This is a genomic window from Sinorhizobium sp. CCBAU 05631 (assembly GCF_002288505.1).
Classification (GTDB): domain Bacteria; phylum Pseudomonadota; class Alphaproteobacteria; order Rhizobiales; family Rhizobiaceae; genus Sinorhizobium; species Sinorhizobium fredii_C.
Genome location: NZ_CP023064.1, coordinates 578,394 through 594,119, shown reverse-complemented (window position 1 = coordinate 594,119; position 15,726 = coordinate 578,394). Strand labels below are relative to the sequence as shown.

The 15,726-nt window shown below is 62.3% G+C and carries 16 protein-coding genes; 12 read left to right on the top strand and 4 right to left on the bottom strand.

What is annotated here, in order from left to right:
• Positions 1-2 precede the first annotated feature (2 nt).
• Positions 3-1,151, bottom strand: coding sequence for a Gfo/Idh/MocA family oxidoreductase (locus tag SS05631_RS22380; RefSeq protein ID WP_037419476.1), 1,149 nt, complete (start codon positions 1,149-1,151; stop codon positions 3-5).
• A gap of 124 nt (positions 1,152-1,275) precedes the next feature.
• Positions 1,276-1,956 (bottom strand): TetR/AcrR family transcriptional regulator, encoded by a 681-nt coding sequence (locus SS05631_RS22375; RefSeq protein WP_037419473.1) that lies wholly within the window; start codon positions 1,954-1,956, stop codon positions 1,276-1,278.
• Between the two features lie 212 nt (positions 1,957-2,168).
• On the opposite strand from SS05631_RS22375, the gene SS05631_RS22370 reads away from it, so the two are divergent.
• The 7 genes from SS05631_RS22370 to SS05631_RS22340 all read left to right on the top strand — a co-directional run bounded on the left by SS05631_RS22370 (position 2,169) and on the right by SS05631_RS22340 (position 10,409).
• Positions 2,169-3,455, top strand: coding sequence for an ABC transporter substrate-binding protein (locus SS05631_RS22370; protein WP_037419471.1), 1,287 nt, complete (start codon positions 2,169-2,171; stop codon positions 3,453-3,455).
• A gap of 5 nt (positions 3,456-3,460) precedes the next feature.
• Complete coding sequence (locus SS05631_RS22365) at positions 3,461-4,417, top strand: sugar ABC transporter permease (protein WP_037419468.1); 957 nt, start codon at positions 3,461-3,463, stop codon at positions 4,415-4,417.
• Positions 4,410-5,297 carry a carbohydrate ABC transporter permease gene (locus tag SS05631_RS22360; protein ID WP_037419463.1) on the top strand — a complete coding sequence of 296 codons (888 nt, stop codon included), beginning with the start codon at positions 4,410-4,412 and terminating at the stop codon, positions 5,295-5,297. The genes SS05631_RS22365 and SS05631_RS22360 overlap by 8 nt, the downstream gene beginning before the upstream one ends.
• A 22-nt stretch (positions 5,298-5,319) precedes the next feature.
• Positions 5,320-6,336, top strand: coding sequence for a Gfo/Idh/MocA family oxidoreductase (locus SS05631_RS22355; protein WP_037419460.1), 1,017 nt, complete (start codon positions 5,320-5,322; stop codon positions 6,334-6,336).
• Position 6,337: 1 nt separating this feature from the next.
• Positions 6,338-7,411, top strand: a complete 1,074-nt coding sequence (locus tag SS05631_RS22350; protein ID WP_037419457.1) for a Gfo/Idh/MocA family oxidoreductase — start codon at positions 6,338-6,340, stop codon at positions 7,409-7,411.
• A 20-nt stretch (positions 7,412-7,431) separates the two neighbouring features.
• Positions 7,432-8,511 (top strand): sn-glycerol-3-phosphate ABC transporter ATP-binding protein UgpC, encoded by a 1,080-nt coding sequence (ugpC, locus tag SS05631_RS22345; RefSeq protein ID WP_037419455.1) that lies wholly within the window; start codon positions 7,432-7,434, stop codon positions 8,509-8,511.
• Positions 8,512-8,636: 125 nt separating this feature from the next.
• Positions 8,637-10,409, top strand: a complete 1,773-nt coding sequence (locus tag SS05631_RS22340; RefSeq protein ID WP_037419452.1) for an adenylate/guanylate cyclase domain-containing protein — start codon at positions 8,637-8,639, stop codon at positions 10,407-10,409.
• Positions 10,410-10,544: 135 nt separating this feature from the next.
• Here the strand turns inward: SS05631_RS22340 and SS05631_RS22335 are convergent, their stop codons facing one another.
• Positions 10,545-11,444, bottom strand: a complete 900-nt coding sequence (locus SS05631_RS22335; RefSeq protein ID WP_037419449.1) for a LysR family transcriptional regulator — start codon at positions 11,442-11,444, stop codon at positions 10,545-10,547.
• 128 nt (positions 11,445-11,572) lie between these two features.
• On the opposite strand from SS05631_RS22335, the gene SS05631_RS22330 reads away from it, so the two are divergent.
• The 4 genes from SS05631_RS22330 to SS05631_RS22315 all read left to right on the top strand — a co-directional run bounded on the left by SS05631_RS22330 (position 11,573) and on the right by SS05631_RS22315 (position 14,452).
• Positions 11,573-12,052 (top strand): carboxymuconolactone decarboxylase family protein, encoded by a 480-nt coding sequence (locus tag SS05631_RS22330; protein WP_037419446.1) that lies wholly within the window; start codon positions 11,573-11,575, stop codon positions 12,050-12,052.
• 65 nt (positions 12,053-12,117) lie between these two features.
• Positions 12,118-12,870: an SDR family oxidoreductase gene (locus SS05631_RS22325; RefSeq protein ID WP_037419443.1), complete on the top strand. Its 753-nt coding sequence runs from the start codon at positions 12,118-12,120 to the stop codon at positions 12,868-12,870.
• Between the two features lie 62 nt (positions 12,871-12,932).
• Entirely contained in the window at positions 12,933-13,355 is a 423-nt protein-coding gene (locus SS05631_RS22320; protein ID WP_037419440.1) for a cupin domain-containing protein, read from the top strand.
• A 71-nt stretch (positions 13,356-13,426) separates the two neighbouring features.
• Positions 13,427-14,452 carry a mechanosensitive ion channel family protein gene (locus tag SS05631_RS22315; RefSeq protein ID WP_037419437.1) on the top strand — a complete coding sequence of 342 codons (1,026 nt, stop codon included), beginning with the start codon at positions 13,427-13,429 and terminating at the stop codon, positions 14,450-14,452.
• Here the strand turns inward: SS05631_RS22315 and SS05631_RS22310 are convergent.
• Positions 14,435-14,923: an Rrf2 family transcriptional regulator gene (locus SS05631_RS22310; RefSeq protein WP_037419434.1), complete on the bottom strand. Its 489-nt coding sequence runs from the start codon at positions 14,921-14,923 to the stop codon at positions 14,435-14,437. The genes SS05631_RS22315 and SS05631_RS22310 overlap by 18 nt on opposite strands.
• Positions 14,924-15,164: 241 nt before the next feature.
• Between SS05631_RS22310 and SS05631_RS22305 the strand changes: the two genes are divergently transcribed.
• Positions 15,165-15,635, top strand: coding sequence for a cupin domain-containing protein (locus tag SS05631_RS22305; protein ID WP_037419431.1), 471 nt, complete (start codon positions 15,165-15,167; stop codon positions 15,633-15,635).
• Positions 15,636-15,726: the final 91 nt, after the last annotated feature.

Below are 15,726 nucleotides of genomic sequence, written 5' to 3'. Positions count from 1 at the left end.
GCTCAGAACTCCAGTTCCGGAACATCGAGCCAGCGGCGCTCTTCCCAGGACTTCAGCCCGAGCTCGGCAAGCTGCACGCCCTTGGCGCCGGCCTCGAGGCCGTAGGGCCAGGGCGCATCCTCGGCGACGTGACGCAGGAACATTTCCCATTGCGCCTTGAAGCCATTGTCGAAGATCTGCGTGTCCGGCACCTCGTCCCAGGTCTTGTAAAAATCGATGGTCTGCGGCTGGTCCGGGTTCCAAACCGGCTTCGGCGTGTTGACGCGGTGCTGGGTCCAGCACTTCGTCAGCCCGGCGACGGCCGAGCCATGCGTCCCGTCGACCTGGAAGGTAACGAGATCATCACGGCGGACGCGCACGGCCCAGGAGGAATTGATCTGCGCGATCACGCCGCCCTCGAGCTCGAAGGTGGCATAGGCCGCGTCGTCGGTATCGCAATCATAGGTCCGGCCCTGCTCGTCGACGCGGCGCGGAATATGGGTCGCCCCGAGGCAGGAGACGGCCTTGACCTCGCCGAAGAGATTGTCGAGCACATAACGCCAATGGCAGAGCATATCGAGAATGATGCCGCCGCCATCGTTCTTCCGGTAATTCCAGGAGGGCCGCTGGGCCGGCACGCCCCAGTCTCCCTCGAAAACCCAATAGCCGAACTCACCGCGCACCGAGAGAATCTTGCCGAAGAAGCCCGACTCCTTGAGCAGCGCCAGCTTGCGCAGGCCGGGCAGGAACAGTTTGTCCTGCACCACGCCATGCTTCAGACCAGAGGCCCGCGCCTTGCGGGCCAGTTTTACCGCCACCTTCAGGTCATCGGAGATTGGCTTCTCGCAATAGACATGCTTGCCTGCATCGAGCGCCCTGCTGATCAGTTCGGCGCGCATCAGCGTCGTGCCAGCATCGAAGAAGATCTGGTCGTTCGGATCGGCCAGGGCGGCGTCGAGGTCGGTCGTCCAGCGGGCGATGTTGTGGCGCTTTGCCAGTTGCTCCATCTTGTCGCGGTTGCGCCCGACGATGATCGGATCGATCTCCAGCCGCTCGCCGGATGTGAGCGCGATGCCGCCCTTATCGCGAATGGCCAGTATCGAGCGCACGAGGTGCTGGTTGTAGCCCATCCGGCCCGTGACACCGTGCAGAATTATCCCCAAACGTGGCATGCGGCTTCCCTCCCTGACAGGCCTCGTGGGAGTGGACCAGCCCTCCCAAAGCCAGTAACTAAACAGTTACTTTGTGGCAGAGAAAAATCCCACTTGTCAACATTAAAAACGACAGGACTGCAATTCAGCGGCGAATGGAGGCCAGAGTCACCTGGACGATGTGACGTCTCCAGTCCTCGAGATTGGCCTCCTCCATGAGGTCCCGGCCAAAAATCGTCGTCAGCGTGTGCCGGTTGGAGAGATAGAAATAGCCGAGCGCGGCAATCGTCAGATAGACGTTCAACGGATCGGCATCGACGCGGAACAGACCCTTCGCCTTGCCGCGATCGAGCAGGTCGGCGAGCTTGTCGATGAAATGCGAATGCAGTTCCTTGAGTCGCGTCGACTGGCGCAGCCAGCGGGCACCGTGCAGGTTCTCGGTGCCGAGAAGGCTCAAAAACTCCGGGTGCTCCCGGAAGTATTTCCAGGTGAACATGGCAAGCTCCGCCACCCCCTGCTCCGGTGCCAAGTCGCTCAAGTTCAACGATCTTTCGGCCGTACGGATGCCGATATAGGCCTCTTCCAGAACGGCAAGGTAGAGCTGCTCCTTGTCGCCGAAATAGTGATAGAGCATGCGCTTGTTGGTGCCGGCCCGCTCGGCAATCGCATCGACCCGGGCGCCGCCGATGCCGTTCTCGGCGAACTCGACTGTCGCGGCGGCGAGGATCGAGGCGCGCGTGCGCTCCGGGTCGCGGCTTCCGGCCCGCTCCGCCCGGCCGCCAACGCCTGCCTTTTTCGCTTTCCCTTCCGCCTGCACCTTGTTCATTCCGCCACCTCCGGCACCTCTTGCCAGCCGTGGCGATCGGTGCGACATTGTAAAAAAATATTACAAGATAATGATACCTTCGCACACAACTGCTTGACAGGCTCATCGCTTGTCCATAGTTTGTAACCAATTAGTTATTTGTTGCAAGAGGACGGCGTAACGAAACCAGGGAACGGAACGTTGTGGAGGCGTTCCTGAGGGAGGAGGAACCAATGACAATGCGCATGACCAGACGCAGCGTGCTCGCCGGAGGGGCGGCACTTCTTTCATATTCCATGCTGGCATCGAGTGCGCTTTCTCAGGAAGCGCGGCTGAGAATGCTGTGGTGGGGCTCGCAGGCCCGCGCCGACCGCACCAACAAGGTCAACCAGCTCTTTCAGGAACAGAACTCGGGCGTCGCCATTAACGGCGAGTTCCTCGGCTGGAGCGACTACTGGCCCCGGCTTGCGACCCAGGTCGCCGGCCGCAACGCGCCGGATATCATCCAGATGGACTATCGCTACATCGTCGAGTATGCCCGGCGCGGCGCGCTGGCGCCCCTCAACGATTATCTCGGCTCGGTGCTGAAAGTCGAGGATTTCGACAAGGTGCAGATCGAGGGCGGCAGCGTCGACGGCAAGCTCTACGGCATCAGCCTCGGCGCCAATTCGGCGGCGATGATGGTCAACACCGTCGCCTTCGAGGAAGCCGGCATCGATCTACCGACGCCGGCGACCACCTGGGACGATCTGGCAAGGATCGGCGCCGAGATCACCAAGGCCGGCAAGCGCAAGGGCTTCTACGGTATCGCCGACGGCAGCGGCGTTGAACCGCTCCTGGAAAACTGGCTGCGCCAGCGTGGGAAGGCGCTCTTCACGGCCGACGGCAAGATCGCCTATGACGCGAACGACGCCGCCGACTGGTTCGCCATGTGGGCGGCCATGCGCGAAGCCAAGGCCTGCGTGCCGCCGGATATCCAGGCGCTCGATCAGTATACCCCTGAGACGAGTCCGCTGTCGCTCGGCAAGGCTGCCGCCTCCTATGCCCATTCCAACCAGTTCGTCACCTATCAGGGCATCAACAAGGACAAGCTGGCGCTCAGCAACTTTCCCTTGATCGGCAACGATGCCAAAGGCGGCCACTACCGCAAGCCGTCGATGTTCTTCTCGGTCTCGGCCCAGACGAAGGACCCGGAGCTCGGCGCGAAGTATGTCAATTTCTTCGTCACCGACCCCAAGGCCGCCGAAATCCTCGGCGTCGAGCGTGGCGTACCGGAGTCGGCGGCCGTGCGTGAGAAGCTCGCGCCGACACTCGACGAGTTGGGACGCGCCATGCTCGACTACGTCTCCGGCCTCGGCGCACTTGCCGGCGACCTGCCACCGCCTCCGCCCAGCGGCGCCGGCGAGGCCGAGTTCGCCTTGCGAACCGTCGCCGAACAGGTGGGCTTCGGCCAGCTCGATGTGAAGCAGGGCGGCGAGACGCTGGTGAACGAGGTCACGCAGATCCTGTCGCGAGGGTAAGGGCTATGGCTGCCGTGCAGGATTCCGCCGTAGCCGTCGGTGCGGGCGCCAGGGGGCGCCCCGCCGGACAGGGCCGCTTCGCCGCCATCTGGACAAGACATGGTGCCGGCTACATGTTCCTGTTGCCGTGGCTCGTCGGCTTCTTCGGGCTGACGCTCGGGCCTGCCGTCGCCTCGCTCTATCTCTCCTTCACCAGTTTCGACCTGATCCGCTCTCCGGAGTGGGTCGGGACGGCCAATTACGTCCGCATCGCCACGGCCGATCCGAAGTTTGCGGCCTCGCTGAAGGTGACGTTCCTCTATGTGGTCTTGTCGGTCCCCTTCAAGCTGGCCTTCGCGCTTTTGGTCGCCATCCTTCTCGATCGCGGCGTCAAGGGCCTCACGGTCTATCGCGCCATCTTCTACCTGCCGTCGCTGCTCGGCGGCAGCGTGGCGATCGCCGTGCTCTGGCGGCAGCTCTTTGCCGGCGACGGCCTGATCAATAGTCTGCTCGCCCAGTTCGGCATCGAGGGCCCGAGCTGGATCTCGCATCCGGACTATTCGATCTGGACGCTCGTCGTCTTGAGCGTCTGGCAGTTCGGCTCGCCGATGATCATCTTCCTCGCCGGGCTGCGGCAGATCCCGACCGACATGTACGAGGCGGCAAGCCTCGACGGAGCGTCAAAGTTCCGGCAGTTCTACAAGATCACCCTGCCGCTGCTCACCCCGGTCATCTTCTTCAACGCGGTCGTGCAGACGATCGAGGCCTTCAAGGCCTTCACCCCCGCCTTCATCATCTCCGGCGGCACCGGCGGGCCGATCAACTCGACGCTGTTCTACACGCTCTATCTCTATCAGGAGGCCTTCGGGAACTTCCGCATGGGCTATGCCTCGGCGCTCGCCTGGATCCTCGTGCTGATCATCGGACTGTTCACGGCCTTCTCGTTCCTGACCTCTCGTTACTGGGTGCACTACGATGACTGACGCGACCATGAGCTCGATCACCGCACCCCCCCCGCCGACGGCCAATCGCCGCAGCCCCCTCGGTTCTGTTCTCATCCATGCCGGACTGATCGCCGCCTCCTTCGCCATGCTCTATCCGCTCTTGTGGATGGTCTCGGCATCGGTCCGGCCGGAGGACGAGATCTTCTCCTCGACGACGCTCTGGCCCTCGTCGGTGGATTTTGCCTCCTATGTCCGCGGCTGGTTCGGGCTCGACGTCAGCTTCGGACGGTTCACCTGGAACTCCGTGGTGATCGCAGTTCTGACGGTGATGGGCAATGTCATCGCCTGCTCGCTTGCGGCCTACGCCTTCGCGCGGCTGCGCTTTGCCGGCCGCAATTTCTGGTTCGCGATGATGCTCGGGACGATGATGATCCCCTATCACGTCACCCTCATCCCGCAATATGTGCTGTTCCTAGACCTCGGCTGGGTCAACACCATCCTGCCGCTGGTCGTGCCGAAGTTCCTGGCGAGCGACGCCTTCTTCATCTTCCTGATGGTGCAGTTCTTCCGCGGCATTCCGCGCGAGCTCGACGAGGCGGCGATGATGGACGGCTGCGGGCCGTGGCGCATCTACTGGAAGATCATGCTGCCGCTGTCGCTTCCCGTACTGGCGACGGCCGCGATCTTCTCCTTCATCTGGACCTGGGACGATTTCTTCGGGCCGCTGATCTATCTGAACGACATGAACACCTACACCATCCAGCTGGGCTTAAGAACCTTCGTCGATTCGAGCAGCACCTCCGACTGGGGCGGCCTCTTCGCCATGTCGACGCTGTCGCTGGTGCCTGTGTTCTTCTTCTTCCTGTTCTTCCAGCGCCTGCTGATCGAAGGCATCGCCACCACCGGCATGAAACGCTGACCGACGGAGTTCAAAGACCATCATGATCGAATTGCGTTTCGCCGCCGTCGGCCTCAATCACAATCATATCTACGGCCAGGTGAATTGCCTGCTGCGCGCCGGCGCCCGCCTCGTCGGCTTCCACGAGCCGGACGATGCGCTGGCGGCGGAATTTGCCGGCGTCTACAAGGATGCGCCGCGCATCGCGACGCTCCCCCAAATCCTCGAGGATGAGAGCATCGGCCTCATCACCACGGCGGCGGTCTCCGCCGAGCGGGCGGAACTGGCGATCCGCGCCATGCAGCACGGCAAGGACGTGCTGACCGACAAGCCGGGGATGACGAGCCTCGAGCAGCTCGCCAAGGTGCGCCGGGTCCAGGCGGAGACCGGACGGATCTACTCGATCCTCTATTCGGAGCATTTCGAAAGCCCGGCGACGGTCAAGGCCGGCGAGCTGGTCGCCGCCGGCGCCATCGGCGATGTCGTGCACCTCGTCGGCCTCGGACCGCACCGGCTGCGGCGCGATACGCGCCCGGACTGGTTCTTCCGCCGCTCAGAATATGGCGGCATCCTCACCGACATCGCCTCGCATCAGTGCGAGCAGTTCCTGTTCTTCACCGGCGCCGACGACGCGGCCATCCTTTCGGCGAGCGTCGACAACCGAAGCCTCCCCGACGAGCCCGAGCTGCAGGATACCGGCAACATTCATCTTTCGACCGCCGAGGCCACCGGCATGATCCATGTGAACTGGCTGACCCCGGACGGCATGCCGACCTGGGGCGACGGCCGGCTCTTCATCGTCGGCACGACCGGAACGATCGAGGTGCGCAAGACTGTCGACATCGCCGGTCGCGAAGGCGGCAACCACCTCTTCCTCGCAGGTCGCTATGGTGTGGAGCACATCGACTGCTCGGCAGTCGAGCTTCCCTTCGGCCGCCAGCTGCTCGACGACATCCGCGACCGAACCGAAACCGCCATGCCGCAGCAACGCTGCTTCAAGGCCATGGAACTTGCGCTTCGCGCCCAGGCGATCGCCGAACAGAACCGGGAAAAGAACTGACATGAGCGTAAAGACAGTCGCCATCATCGGCTGCGGCATCGGCCGGTTGCACATGATCGAGGGTTACCTGCCGCATCCGGACAAGTTCCGCGTCCAGGCGATCTGCGATCTCAACGAAGAGCGCCTCAACGAATTCGGCAACGAATTCGGCATCGAGAGCCGCACCACCTCCTTCGAGGACGTGCTTGCCGATGAGACGATCGACATCGTCGACATCTGCACGCCGCCCGGCATCCATCTCGAGCAGGTGATCGCGGCGCTTGCCGCCGGCAAGCACGTCATCTGCGAGAAACCGCTGACCGGCTCGCTCGCCGGCGTCGACAAGATCATCGAAGCGGAAAAACGCGCCCGGGGCGTGCTGATGCCAATCTTCCAGTATCGCTATGGCGACGGCATCGAGAAGGCAAAGCGTATCATCGAGGCCGGGATTGCCGGCAAGCCCTATGTAGGTTCGGTCGAGACGTACTGGCTGCGCAAGCCTGAATATTATTCCGTCCCCTGGCGCGGCAAATGGGCGACCGAGCTCGGCGGCGTGCTGGTCACCCATGCGCTGCATTTGCATGACATGCTGCTGCATCTCCTCGGTCCGGTCTCCAAGGTGTTCGGCCGAGTCGCGACCCGCGTCAACGACATCGAGGTCGAGGATTGCGCCTCGGCGAGCCTGCTGATGCAGAACGGCGCCTTCGTGTCGCTGTCCTGCACGCTCGGGTCGCAGGAGCAGATCAGCCGGCTCAGGCTGCATTTCGAGAATGTCACCTTCGAGAGCAGCCATGAACCCTATACGCCGGGCAAGGATCCCTGGAAGATCATCGCGGCCAATGAGGCGGTCCAATCTCAGATAGACGAGGTGATCGGCAATTGGCAGCCGGTGTCGCCGCGCTTCACCACCCAGATGGCGCATTTCCACGCCCATTTGAACGGAGCGGCCCCGCTGCCGGTGACGACGAAGGATGCTCGGCGGGCGCTGGAACTGGTGACGGCGATCTACCAGTCGGCGGATACCGGGCGTGAGATTTCACTGCCGATCGGCCCGGACAGCCCGAAATACGCCGATTGGCGCGCCAATACGCGATAGGCGCAGGGGAGGAATTGGAAATGGCAACCAGCGTCGTTCTTCAGAAGGTCGAGAAACGCTATGGCGCGCTCGACGTGATCCACGGCATCGACCTCACCATCGATCCCAGCGAATTCGCCGTTTTCGTCGGTCCGTCCGGCTGTGGCAAGTCCACCTTGCTTCGGATGATCGCCGGGCTCGAGGAGATTTCCGGCGGCACGCTGATGCTCGACAACGACCGGATGAACGAGGTGGCGCCGGCCAAGCGCGGCATCGCCATGGTGTTCCAGTCCTATGCGCTCTACCCGCATATGTCGGTCTACAAGAATCTTGCCTTCGGCCTCGAAACGGCGGGCTACAGGAAGGCCGACATCGAGCCGAAGGTGCGCCGGGCCGCCGAGATCCTGCAGATCGAGAAGCTCCTCGACCGCAAGCCGAAGGCGCTATCGGGCGGCCAGCGCCAGCGCGTCGCCATCGGCCGGGCGATCGTGCGGGAACCGCGCATCTTCCTGTTCGACGAGCCGCTTTCCAACCTCGATGCGGAACTGCGCGTCCAGATGCGCGTCGAGATCTCCCGGCTCCACCGCGATCTCGGCAACACGATGATCTACGTGACCCACGACCAGGTGGAAGCGATGACCATGGCCGACAAGATCGTCGTCCTGAATTCCGGCCGCATCGAGCAGGTCGGCGCGCCGCTCGATCTCTACAACAACCCGGTCAACCGCTTCGTTGCCGGCTTCATCGGCAGCCCGAAAATGAATTTCCTCAAGGCGCGGATCGGCGGCGTCAGCGAAAACGAAACGGCAATCGAAGTCTGCGGCGGCACGATCCGCCTGCCGCGCCGCCTCAACGGCGCAACAGAAGGGCAGGAAGTCACTTTCGGCATCCGCCCCGAGCATCTCTCGGCCCGCGACAGCGGCATCGCGCTTGCGGCCGTCAATGTCGAGCTTGTCGAGAATCTCGGCGGCGAGACCATGCTCTACGGCATCACTCCCGACAGCCAGCAGCTGACCATCGCGCTCGAAGGTCAGCAAAAGGTGGAGCGCGGCGCCAATCTTTCGGTCTATTTCGATCCCGCCCGCTGTCACGTCTTCGGCCTGGACGGCAGGGCGATGTAGGCGACAACCAGGCAACTCGCGATCGGCTCTTCGCTGGGCACCTTAAGAAGGCGCTAATTCAAGGTAGCCGATCGCACCGGGCTGCGCTAGAATCGCCCCCCGAGCAGATCATCGGTGGCAACTCGATGAAACAGAGACTAGCCGCAATCCTGGCGGCCGATATGGCAGGCTATAGTCGGCTGATGGAAGCCGATGAAGCAGGAACGATCGCCCGCCTCAGGACGCACCGTATAGAATTGATCGACCCCGCCATCGCCAAGAACGAAGGCCGGATCATCAAAACGACGGGAGATGGCATGCTGGTCGAATTCCAGAGCGTGACCGACGCGGTGAAATGCGCCGTGGAAATCCAGCAGCGGATGAAGCGGCGCAATTCGGACGTGCCCCAGGATCGCCGGATCGAATTCAGGATCGGCATCAATCTCGGTGATATCATCTTCGACGACGACGACATCTTCGGCGATGGCGTGAACATCGCCGCCCGTATCGAACAGCTCGCCGATGTGGGTGGCATCTGCGTCACCGCTGCGGTGGCAACGCAGATTGCCGACCGCCTCGAAGTCTCTCTCGATGACCTGGGCGAGAAGACGCTGAAGAACATCACTCGTCCCGTGCATCTCTTTCGGGTCGGCATCGAGGGCTCCGTCCTGCCGGCCCCGCCGGAAGAGAAGGATACGAAGCGAGCGGTCTCAAAGCCCGCGATCGTCGTGCTGCCCTTCGACAATATGAGCGGCGACCCCGAACAGGAGTTTTTCGCGGACGGTCTGACGGAGGACATCATCACCGAGCTGTCGCGCCGCCACGAGCTTTTCGTCATCTCCCGCAACTCGAGCTTCGTCTACAAGAACCAGCCTGTGAACGCGCGGGAGGTGGCCGAGAAGCTTGGAGCGCAATATCTGGTGGAAGGCAGCGTCCGCAAGATCGGCGACAGGGTGCGCGTTACGGTCCAGCTCATCGACGCGATCAACGATGCCCATGTCTGGGCCGACAAATACGACCGAAGACTGGACGACATATTCGCCATCCAGGATGAGGTGACGGCGGCAATAGCCGCGACGCTGCCCGGGCGTGTCGAGGCGGCCCAGCGAGATCAACTCGCCCGCACGAAGCCGGCGAACATGGCTGCCTATGAATGCGCGCTTACGGCCAAGGTGCTGCATCACCGCGGCACGATTGCGGATAATGAGCAGGCCCGAGCCCTGATAGACAGGGCACTCGAGCTCGACCCCGGCTATGCGCATGCCCATGCCTGGCGGGCCTGCATTCTCGGACAGGCCTGGGTTTACGGCTGGTGCGAGGACAAGGACGCGACCTGGACCGAAATCGTGGCCGAACTCGAACGCGCGCTGGCGCTTGACGACAACGACGCCGACGTGCACCGCATCCTCGCGGCGGTGAACGTCAACAACAACGCGTTGACGGCGGCCCGCTATCACCAGGAGCGCGCCCTTTCGCTCAACCCCAACTACGATCTGGTGGTGGTCCAGCAGGGCGAACTCTTGACCTGGCTCGGCCGACCGGAAGAAGGGGTCGAGTGGATCCGCAAGGCAATGCGGCTCAATCCCCATCATCCGGAACGGTTCTGGAGCCACCTCGGAAAGGCGTTTTTCGCGGCCCGGCAATATGGCGAAGCAATCGAGGCATTCATGCACCTTTCGGCAATGGACCACGTGCAGCACGCTTTCGTTGCCGCCTGCTACGGCTGGCTCGGCGACGACATTGCCGCGTCTGCGCATATGAAAAAGGTCCAGGCGCTCGCCCCCGACTTTGGCCTCGAATCCTTCCTCGCCACCTTGCACTACGCTCAGGAAGCCGACACGCAGCACATTCGCGAAGGGCTTGTCAAAGCGGGCGCGAACGATGGCCTGCCGACAGCGAACGACATCGCGGCGCAATAGAGCGCCGTCGAAGCCTGTCTCGAAGACCACGAAAACGTGGGTGTGGCGCGCCACTCCCACCGTTCATTTGGCCTGCCCCCTGCCGCGTCTTCGGCCTGGACGCAGGGCGATGGAGGCCCGCACTCACGCGGCGAATCAGGACACCATCAACGGATCTTGGCGGACGGCCTCGATCAGGAAGTCGAGGACGGTCCTGACGCGCAGCGGCATGTTGCGGCGCGATGGATAGACGACATTGATCGGCAGGCGAGTCGGTGGGAACTCCGGCATCACATTCACCAACCTGCCCGCCTCGATGTCCGGGCAAGCGAGGATATGGGAAAGCACCGCAAGGCCGCTGCCGGCCAGCGTCGCGCGATGGACGGCCACTGCATTGTTGGCGATCAACCGAGGTGCAATCCGTACGGCAATCTCGTCCGCCCCGTTGGAAAACGACCAGGTACGACCGTCGCCGGCCCGGCGGTAGCAGATGCATTCATGGGCGGTGAGATCGCCTGGCGATTGCGGTCCCGTTCGGCCTTCCAGGTAGGTGGGCGCTGCGACGAGGAAGGCAGTCGTCCAGCCGATCCGGCGGCACACCAGGCTGCTGTCCGTGACCGGCCCCAGGCGCACCTCGAGATCAATCCCTTCCCCGACCAGATCCGACGGCTCCTCTCGGAAGATCATTTCGACGGCGAGCCCGGGATGGCCGGCAATAAGGCTCGCGAGGCGGTCGCTCACATAAAGCCCGAGCGGCGCGGGTAGTGTGAGCCGTACCTTGCCAGAAGCCATCGTTCCATCGGCACCGGTGGTGTCGCCGAGCGCGTCCACCGCCTCGACCACCTTGAGCGCCATCGGAATGATCTGCTCGCCTTCGGCCGTCAGGGCGACTGCGCTTGTCGTGCGGTGCAGAAGGCGGGTGTTCAAATGCGCTTCCAGTGCCGATACCTGCCGGGAGACGGCCGGCTGCGTCAGATTAAGGTCGACCGCGGCTGCGGAAAACGAGCCAGTCTCGGCGACCCGGAGGAAGGTTCGCAGTGCGGATACGATGTCCATCCTCGTCCCCATACTTTCCCGCATAAGCCTTATGTCGGCAGCTTAGGGGGCGAGGGCTTTACTGTCCAGATATTACGGATATTTTCTATCCATAAGGATATCAGGTATCCTTGATTTAGGAGAGAACAATGACCCAGCGCCTGAACTACGCCCAGCAATCGCCGGAGCTTTTCAAGAAGCTTTCGGAACTCAGCATAACCCTGAAAGACAGCGTCATCGATCAGACGATCCGATGTCTCGTCAATATCCGCGCATCGCAGATCAACGGCTGCGGATTTTGCCTCGACATGCATGTGAAGGAAGCTAAAATTCACGGCGAAAGCGAGTTGCGTCTTTACCACATTGCAATCTGGCGCGAGTCGAACCTTTTCATTCCCCGCGAGCGCGCCGCACTTGCCTGGACCGAAGCCGTAACGAGGCTGCCCGAAGGCGGCATCCCCGACGAACTCTATGAGCGGGTGCGCGGCCAGCTTTCAGAGAAGGAAATCTCGGACCTGACGTTCTCGATCATGGTCATCAATGCATGGAATCGCGCCAGCATCTCCTTCAAGAACGTGCCCGGTTCCGCCGACAAGCTCTACGGTCTCGACAAGGCCGGCCTGAACTAACTCTGTGCCCTTCGCTGACCCGTCTAGCAACGCGGCGCGAATGCTGCCGCAACGGAGGTGTTTTTATGAAAATCGTCATCATAGGGGGAACCGGCCTCATCGGTTCGAAGACAGTCGAGCGCCTGCGCAAGCAGGGTCATGAGGTGATCGCCGCCTCTCCAAACACGGGCGTCAACACCATCACCGGCGAAGGACTTGCCGAAGCGCTTGCGGGCACCGACGTGGTGATCGACCTCGCAAACTCGCCGTCTTTCGAAGACGAGGCGGTGATGGAGTTCTTCGAGACGTCTAGCCGCAATCTGCTTGCGGCGGAAAAAGCGGCCGGGGTCAAGCACCACATCGCGCTTTCGGTTGTCGGTACGGAACGCCTGCAGGAGAGCGGCTATTTCCGCGCCAAGCTTGCTCAGGAACGGCTGATCAAGGGTTCAGGCGTTCCCTACACGATCGTTCACTCGACTCAGTTCATGGAGTTCCTCGGCGGTATCGCCCAGTCCGGCACCGTCGGCGACACGGTGCATCTGTCGCCAGCCTATGTGCAACCGATCGCCTCCGACGACGTCGCCGATGCCATGGCGGACGTTGCCCTTGCTCGGCCGGTCAACGGCACGATTGAGATTGCCGGCCCCGAGCGGTCGCGGCTGAGCGACCTCGTCGGTCGCTATCTCAAGGCAAGTGGCGACGCCCGTAAGGTCACGCCGGATCCCGAGGCACGCTACTTCGGAGCCCGACTGGAGGACGGCTCGCTCGTTTCCGACAACAATCCGCGTCTTGGCCGGATCAATTTCGAGCATTGGTTCGCAACCTCGGCACGGAAATGACCGGATGCCGGTGCGCCGTGCCCCCCCCGGGCGCACTGTCCAACCCATGCAGGAGCTTTGAGATGATGAAGTCGATCGTCGCCGCCGTGGCAGCCACGGCAGTGATTTCCGGGTCTGCCGCGGCCCATGACACTCCCGCCGGCAAGGCCAACAAGGCTACGCTCGTCTATGAGCATCAATTGCCGAACGTTCCGGGCAAGAGCATCAGGGGCGTTCTGGTCGAATATGGTCCCGGCGGGTTTTCCGAAGCCCACACCCATCCGAGCTCCGCCTTCATCTACGCAACGGTTCTCGAAGGATCCATCCGCAGCCACGTGAATGGCGGACCGGCCAAGGTCTACCAGGCAGGTGAGAGTTTTTCTGAGATGCCCGGCGACCGTCACGACGTGAGCGCAAACGGCAGCGAGACGAAGCCGGCCAAACTGCTGGCGGTCTTCGTCGTCGATACCGCTCAGAAGGAGTTGACCTTCCCGATCGAGAAATGACTTGAAGTGGGGCCGCATGCGGCGCATCCGGCCCCGCTTTTGATCCGGACATCCTTGCAAGTGAGCCCGCCATGTTCGCCGATCCTCTTTCTCTGCCGTTCCTGCTGATCAATCTGCTTGGGATTGCCGGCATTGTCGTGTGGCATCTGCAGGGGCGCGGGCGTCCGACCGCGCGGTTGATCGTCCAGATTCTGTTTTTCACCGCCATGACCGCCACACTCGGCTTCAGCGGGATCCAGCCGCACCGGGTGGACGAGGCACATCTGAACGGGCTCGCTGCATTCCTGGCGACGTCTGCAAGAGTTCTCTGGTGGACGCATCTCGCCTGGGCGACCATCGGATTCGTGCGCATCTACATCGTGCTCGACCGCAGGCCGCGGGAAGCGCGCCTGTTTCAGGACCTGATCATCGGCATCGTCTATCTGGGTGTGGCACTGTCCATCATGGGCTTCGTCTTCGGTGCGCCGATCGGCACGCTGACGGCAACCTCCGGCGTAGTCGCCATTATCCTCGGCCTTGCCCTGCAGAATACGCTTGGCGACCTGTTCTCCGGCGTCGCACTGACGCTTGGCCGTCCCTTCGCCATCGGCGACTGGATACAGCTCGACGACGGAACCGAAGGGCGTGTCGTCGAAAACAATTGGCGTTCCACCCATCTGCTCACGCTCGCCAACAATGTCATCGTCCTGCCGAACAGCGCACTGGCGAAGGTTGGATTGACCAACCTCAGCCGCCCGGACGAGACGCATCAGATCTTCGTGACCGTCCGTATCGCGGCAACGCATGTGCCGCACTTTGTCGAGGAGGTGCTGCGAACCGCGCTCGAAGACTGCCAGCGGATCGTCCAGGACCCGCCGCCCAGCGTCGGTCTCAAGGCAATCGACGCTGTGGCGATCGAAGCGGAGCTGCTGTTTCGCGTAGCTGGTCCGGCCAACCGAACGGCGGCGAGAAACGAAGTCATCGATCAGGTCGACCGTCACTGCAAGGAAAGTGGCCTCTCCTTCGCACTGCCGCCCCAGAGTTATCTCTACGCGCTCACTTCGCCGGACAAAGAACCGCAGGCCGTCATGGGTTCGCGCTCAACCGGCACGCTCTAGAACCCACTCGAAGCTTTTTTTCCAAAGCTCCGCCGGAACCTCCTTAGCCAAGGTGTCGATGAGATCCGACAGTTGCACACTTCGGAGCTTTTCGCGCCATGCTTCGTCTGCCTCCCACATCACACGCGCCACCGCGCAAGGGGCGCTTTCGCAATAGCCTTGCGGGCGGCACGGGTTGTTGGCGCGGATATTGTTGCAGACGAAGGTGCGTGCCTTGCCCTCCACCGCCTCGACGATATCAAGGAACGTCAGCTCGTCCGGTGTCCTGGCCAGACGGTAGCCGCCCGAAGGTCCGAGCGTCGTATGCACAAGCCCGGCCTGCGACAGGCTTTGCAGCGCCTTGGATAGGTATTCCTTCGGGACCCCATGGAATTCGGCAAGTGCCTTGGTCGACAGATAGCGGCCCTTGGGCAGGCCGGCGAGAATGGCGCAACAATGCAGTGCCCATTCCACTTGACTTTTCAGGAACATCGAAAATTACCGGGTCGATGCTGATCGACAGCTATTACGGATAATAGATATCCCTATTTGTCGTGTCTGTAAACACAACGCCTGCCGCTTACTACAGGTTAGGCGACGGACTGGCGTATGCGCAAGGTTCCTCGATGATCGGGAACGCTTGCCCGGAGGGTGCCTGCGGGCTTACCCTCAAACGTTTCGCGAGCCCGCCCCGGCGCCCAGCCAGGGCGGCTGCGCCAGAGGGAGGTCCATCATGAAAATCGCATCGATATGTGCAGTCGGATTGCCCGTATTCTTCGGGATCGTCACCTTTGCCTCGGCAGAGGATGCGCACACAATGATCGCTCCCGGTGATGTCAAGTGGGCGCCGGCGCCAAAGATATTGCCCGCCGGAGCAGAAATTGCAGTCCTGTTCGGCGATCCCAGCAAGGAAGGCTTGTTCGCCCTTCGGCTGAAGGCCCCGTCCGGCTATGTGGTCGCACCGCACACGCATCCGGCGGACGAAGTGGTCACGGTCATATCAGGGACCATTAATCTGGGAATGGGCGAAACGGCCGATCGGAGTGCCGCCAAGGCATTGCCGGCAGGCAGTTTCTTCGCCTTGCCGCCCAACATGGCCCATTTTGCCTATTTCGATGAAGAGACCGTGGTGCAGATTACCACCAACGGTCCGTGGGGCATCAAGTATGTCAATCCGGCTGACGACCCGCAAAAATCGCAGTGAGCCGCCCGAGCGCTCGGAGACACTGCCCCGCCACTGCAGGCGGCGGGGCAAGACAGGGAGCTATCCGATTTCCGCATTCCTATCCAATTCG

Excerpts from the sequence above, each read along its gene's own strand:
- SS05631_RS22380 (WP_037419476.1), bottom strand. The coding sequence starts at position 1,151 with ATGCCACGTTTGGGGATAATTCTGCACGGTGTCACGGGCCGGATGGGC.
- SS05631_RS22375 (WP_037419473.1), bottom strand. The coding sequence starts at position 1,956 with ATGAACAAGGTGCAGGCGGAAGGGAAAGCGAAAAAGGCAGGCGTTGGC.
- SS05631_RS22370 (WP_037419471.1), top strand. The coding sequence starts at position 2,169 with ATGACAATGCGCATGACCAGACGCAGCGTGCTCGCCGGAGGGGCGGCA.
- SS05631_RS22365 (WP_037419468.1), top strand. The coding sequence starts at position 3,461 with ATGGCTGCCGTGCAGGATTCCGCCGTAGCCGTCGGTGCGGGCGCCAGG.
- SS05631_RS22360 (WP_037419463.1), top strand. The coding sequence starts at position 4,410 with ATGACTGACGCGACCATGAGCTCGATCACCGCACCCCCCCCGCCGACG.
- SS05631_RS22355 (WP_037419460.1), top strand. The coding sequence starts at position 5,320 with ATGATCGAATTGCGTTTCGCCGCCGTCGGCCTCAATCACAATCATATC.
- SS05631_RS22350 (WP_037419457.1), top strand. The coding sequence starts at position 6,338 with ATGAGCGTAAAGACAGTCGCCATCATCGGCTGCGGCATCGGCCGGTTG.
- ugpC (WP_037419455.1), top strand. The coding sequence starts at position 7,432 with ATGGCAACCAGCGTCGTTCTTCAGAAGGTCGAGAAACGCTATGGCGCG.
- SS05631_RS22340 (WP_037419452.1), top strand. The coding sequence starts at position 8,637 with ATGAAACAGAGACTAGCCGCAATCCTGGCGGCCGATATGGCAGGCTAT.
- SS05631_RS22335 (WP_037419449.1), bottom strand. The coding sequence starts at position 11,444 with ATGGACATCGTATCCGCACTGCGAACCTTCCTCCGGGTCGCCGAGACT.
- SS05631_RS22330 (WP_037419446.1), top strand. The coding sequence starts at position 11,573 with ATGACCCAGCGCCTGAACTACGCCCAGCAATCGCCGGAGCTTTTCAAG.
- SS05631_RS22325 (WP_037419443.1), top strand. The coding sequence starts at position 12,118 with ATGAAAATCGTCATCATAGGGGGAACCGGCCTCATCGGTTCGAAGACA.
- SS05631_RS22320 (WP_037419440.1), top strand. The coding sequence starts at position 12,933 with ATGATGAAGTCGATCGTCGCCGCCGTGGCAGCCACGGCAGTGATTTCC.
- SS05631_RS22315 (WP_037419437.1), top strand. The coding sequence starts at position 13,427 with ATGTTCGCCGATCCTCTTTCTCTGCCGTTCCTGCTGATCAATCTGCTT.
- SS05631_RS22310 (WP_037419434.1), bottom strand. The coding sequence starts at position 14,923 with ATGTTCCTGAAAAGTCAAGTGGAATGGGCACTGCATTGTTGCGCCATT.
- SS05631_RS22305 (WP_037419431.1), top strand. The coding sequence starts at position 15,165 with ATGAAAATCGCATCGATATGTGCAGTCGGATTGCCCGTATTCTTCGGG.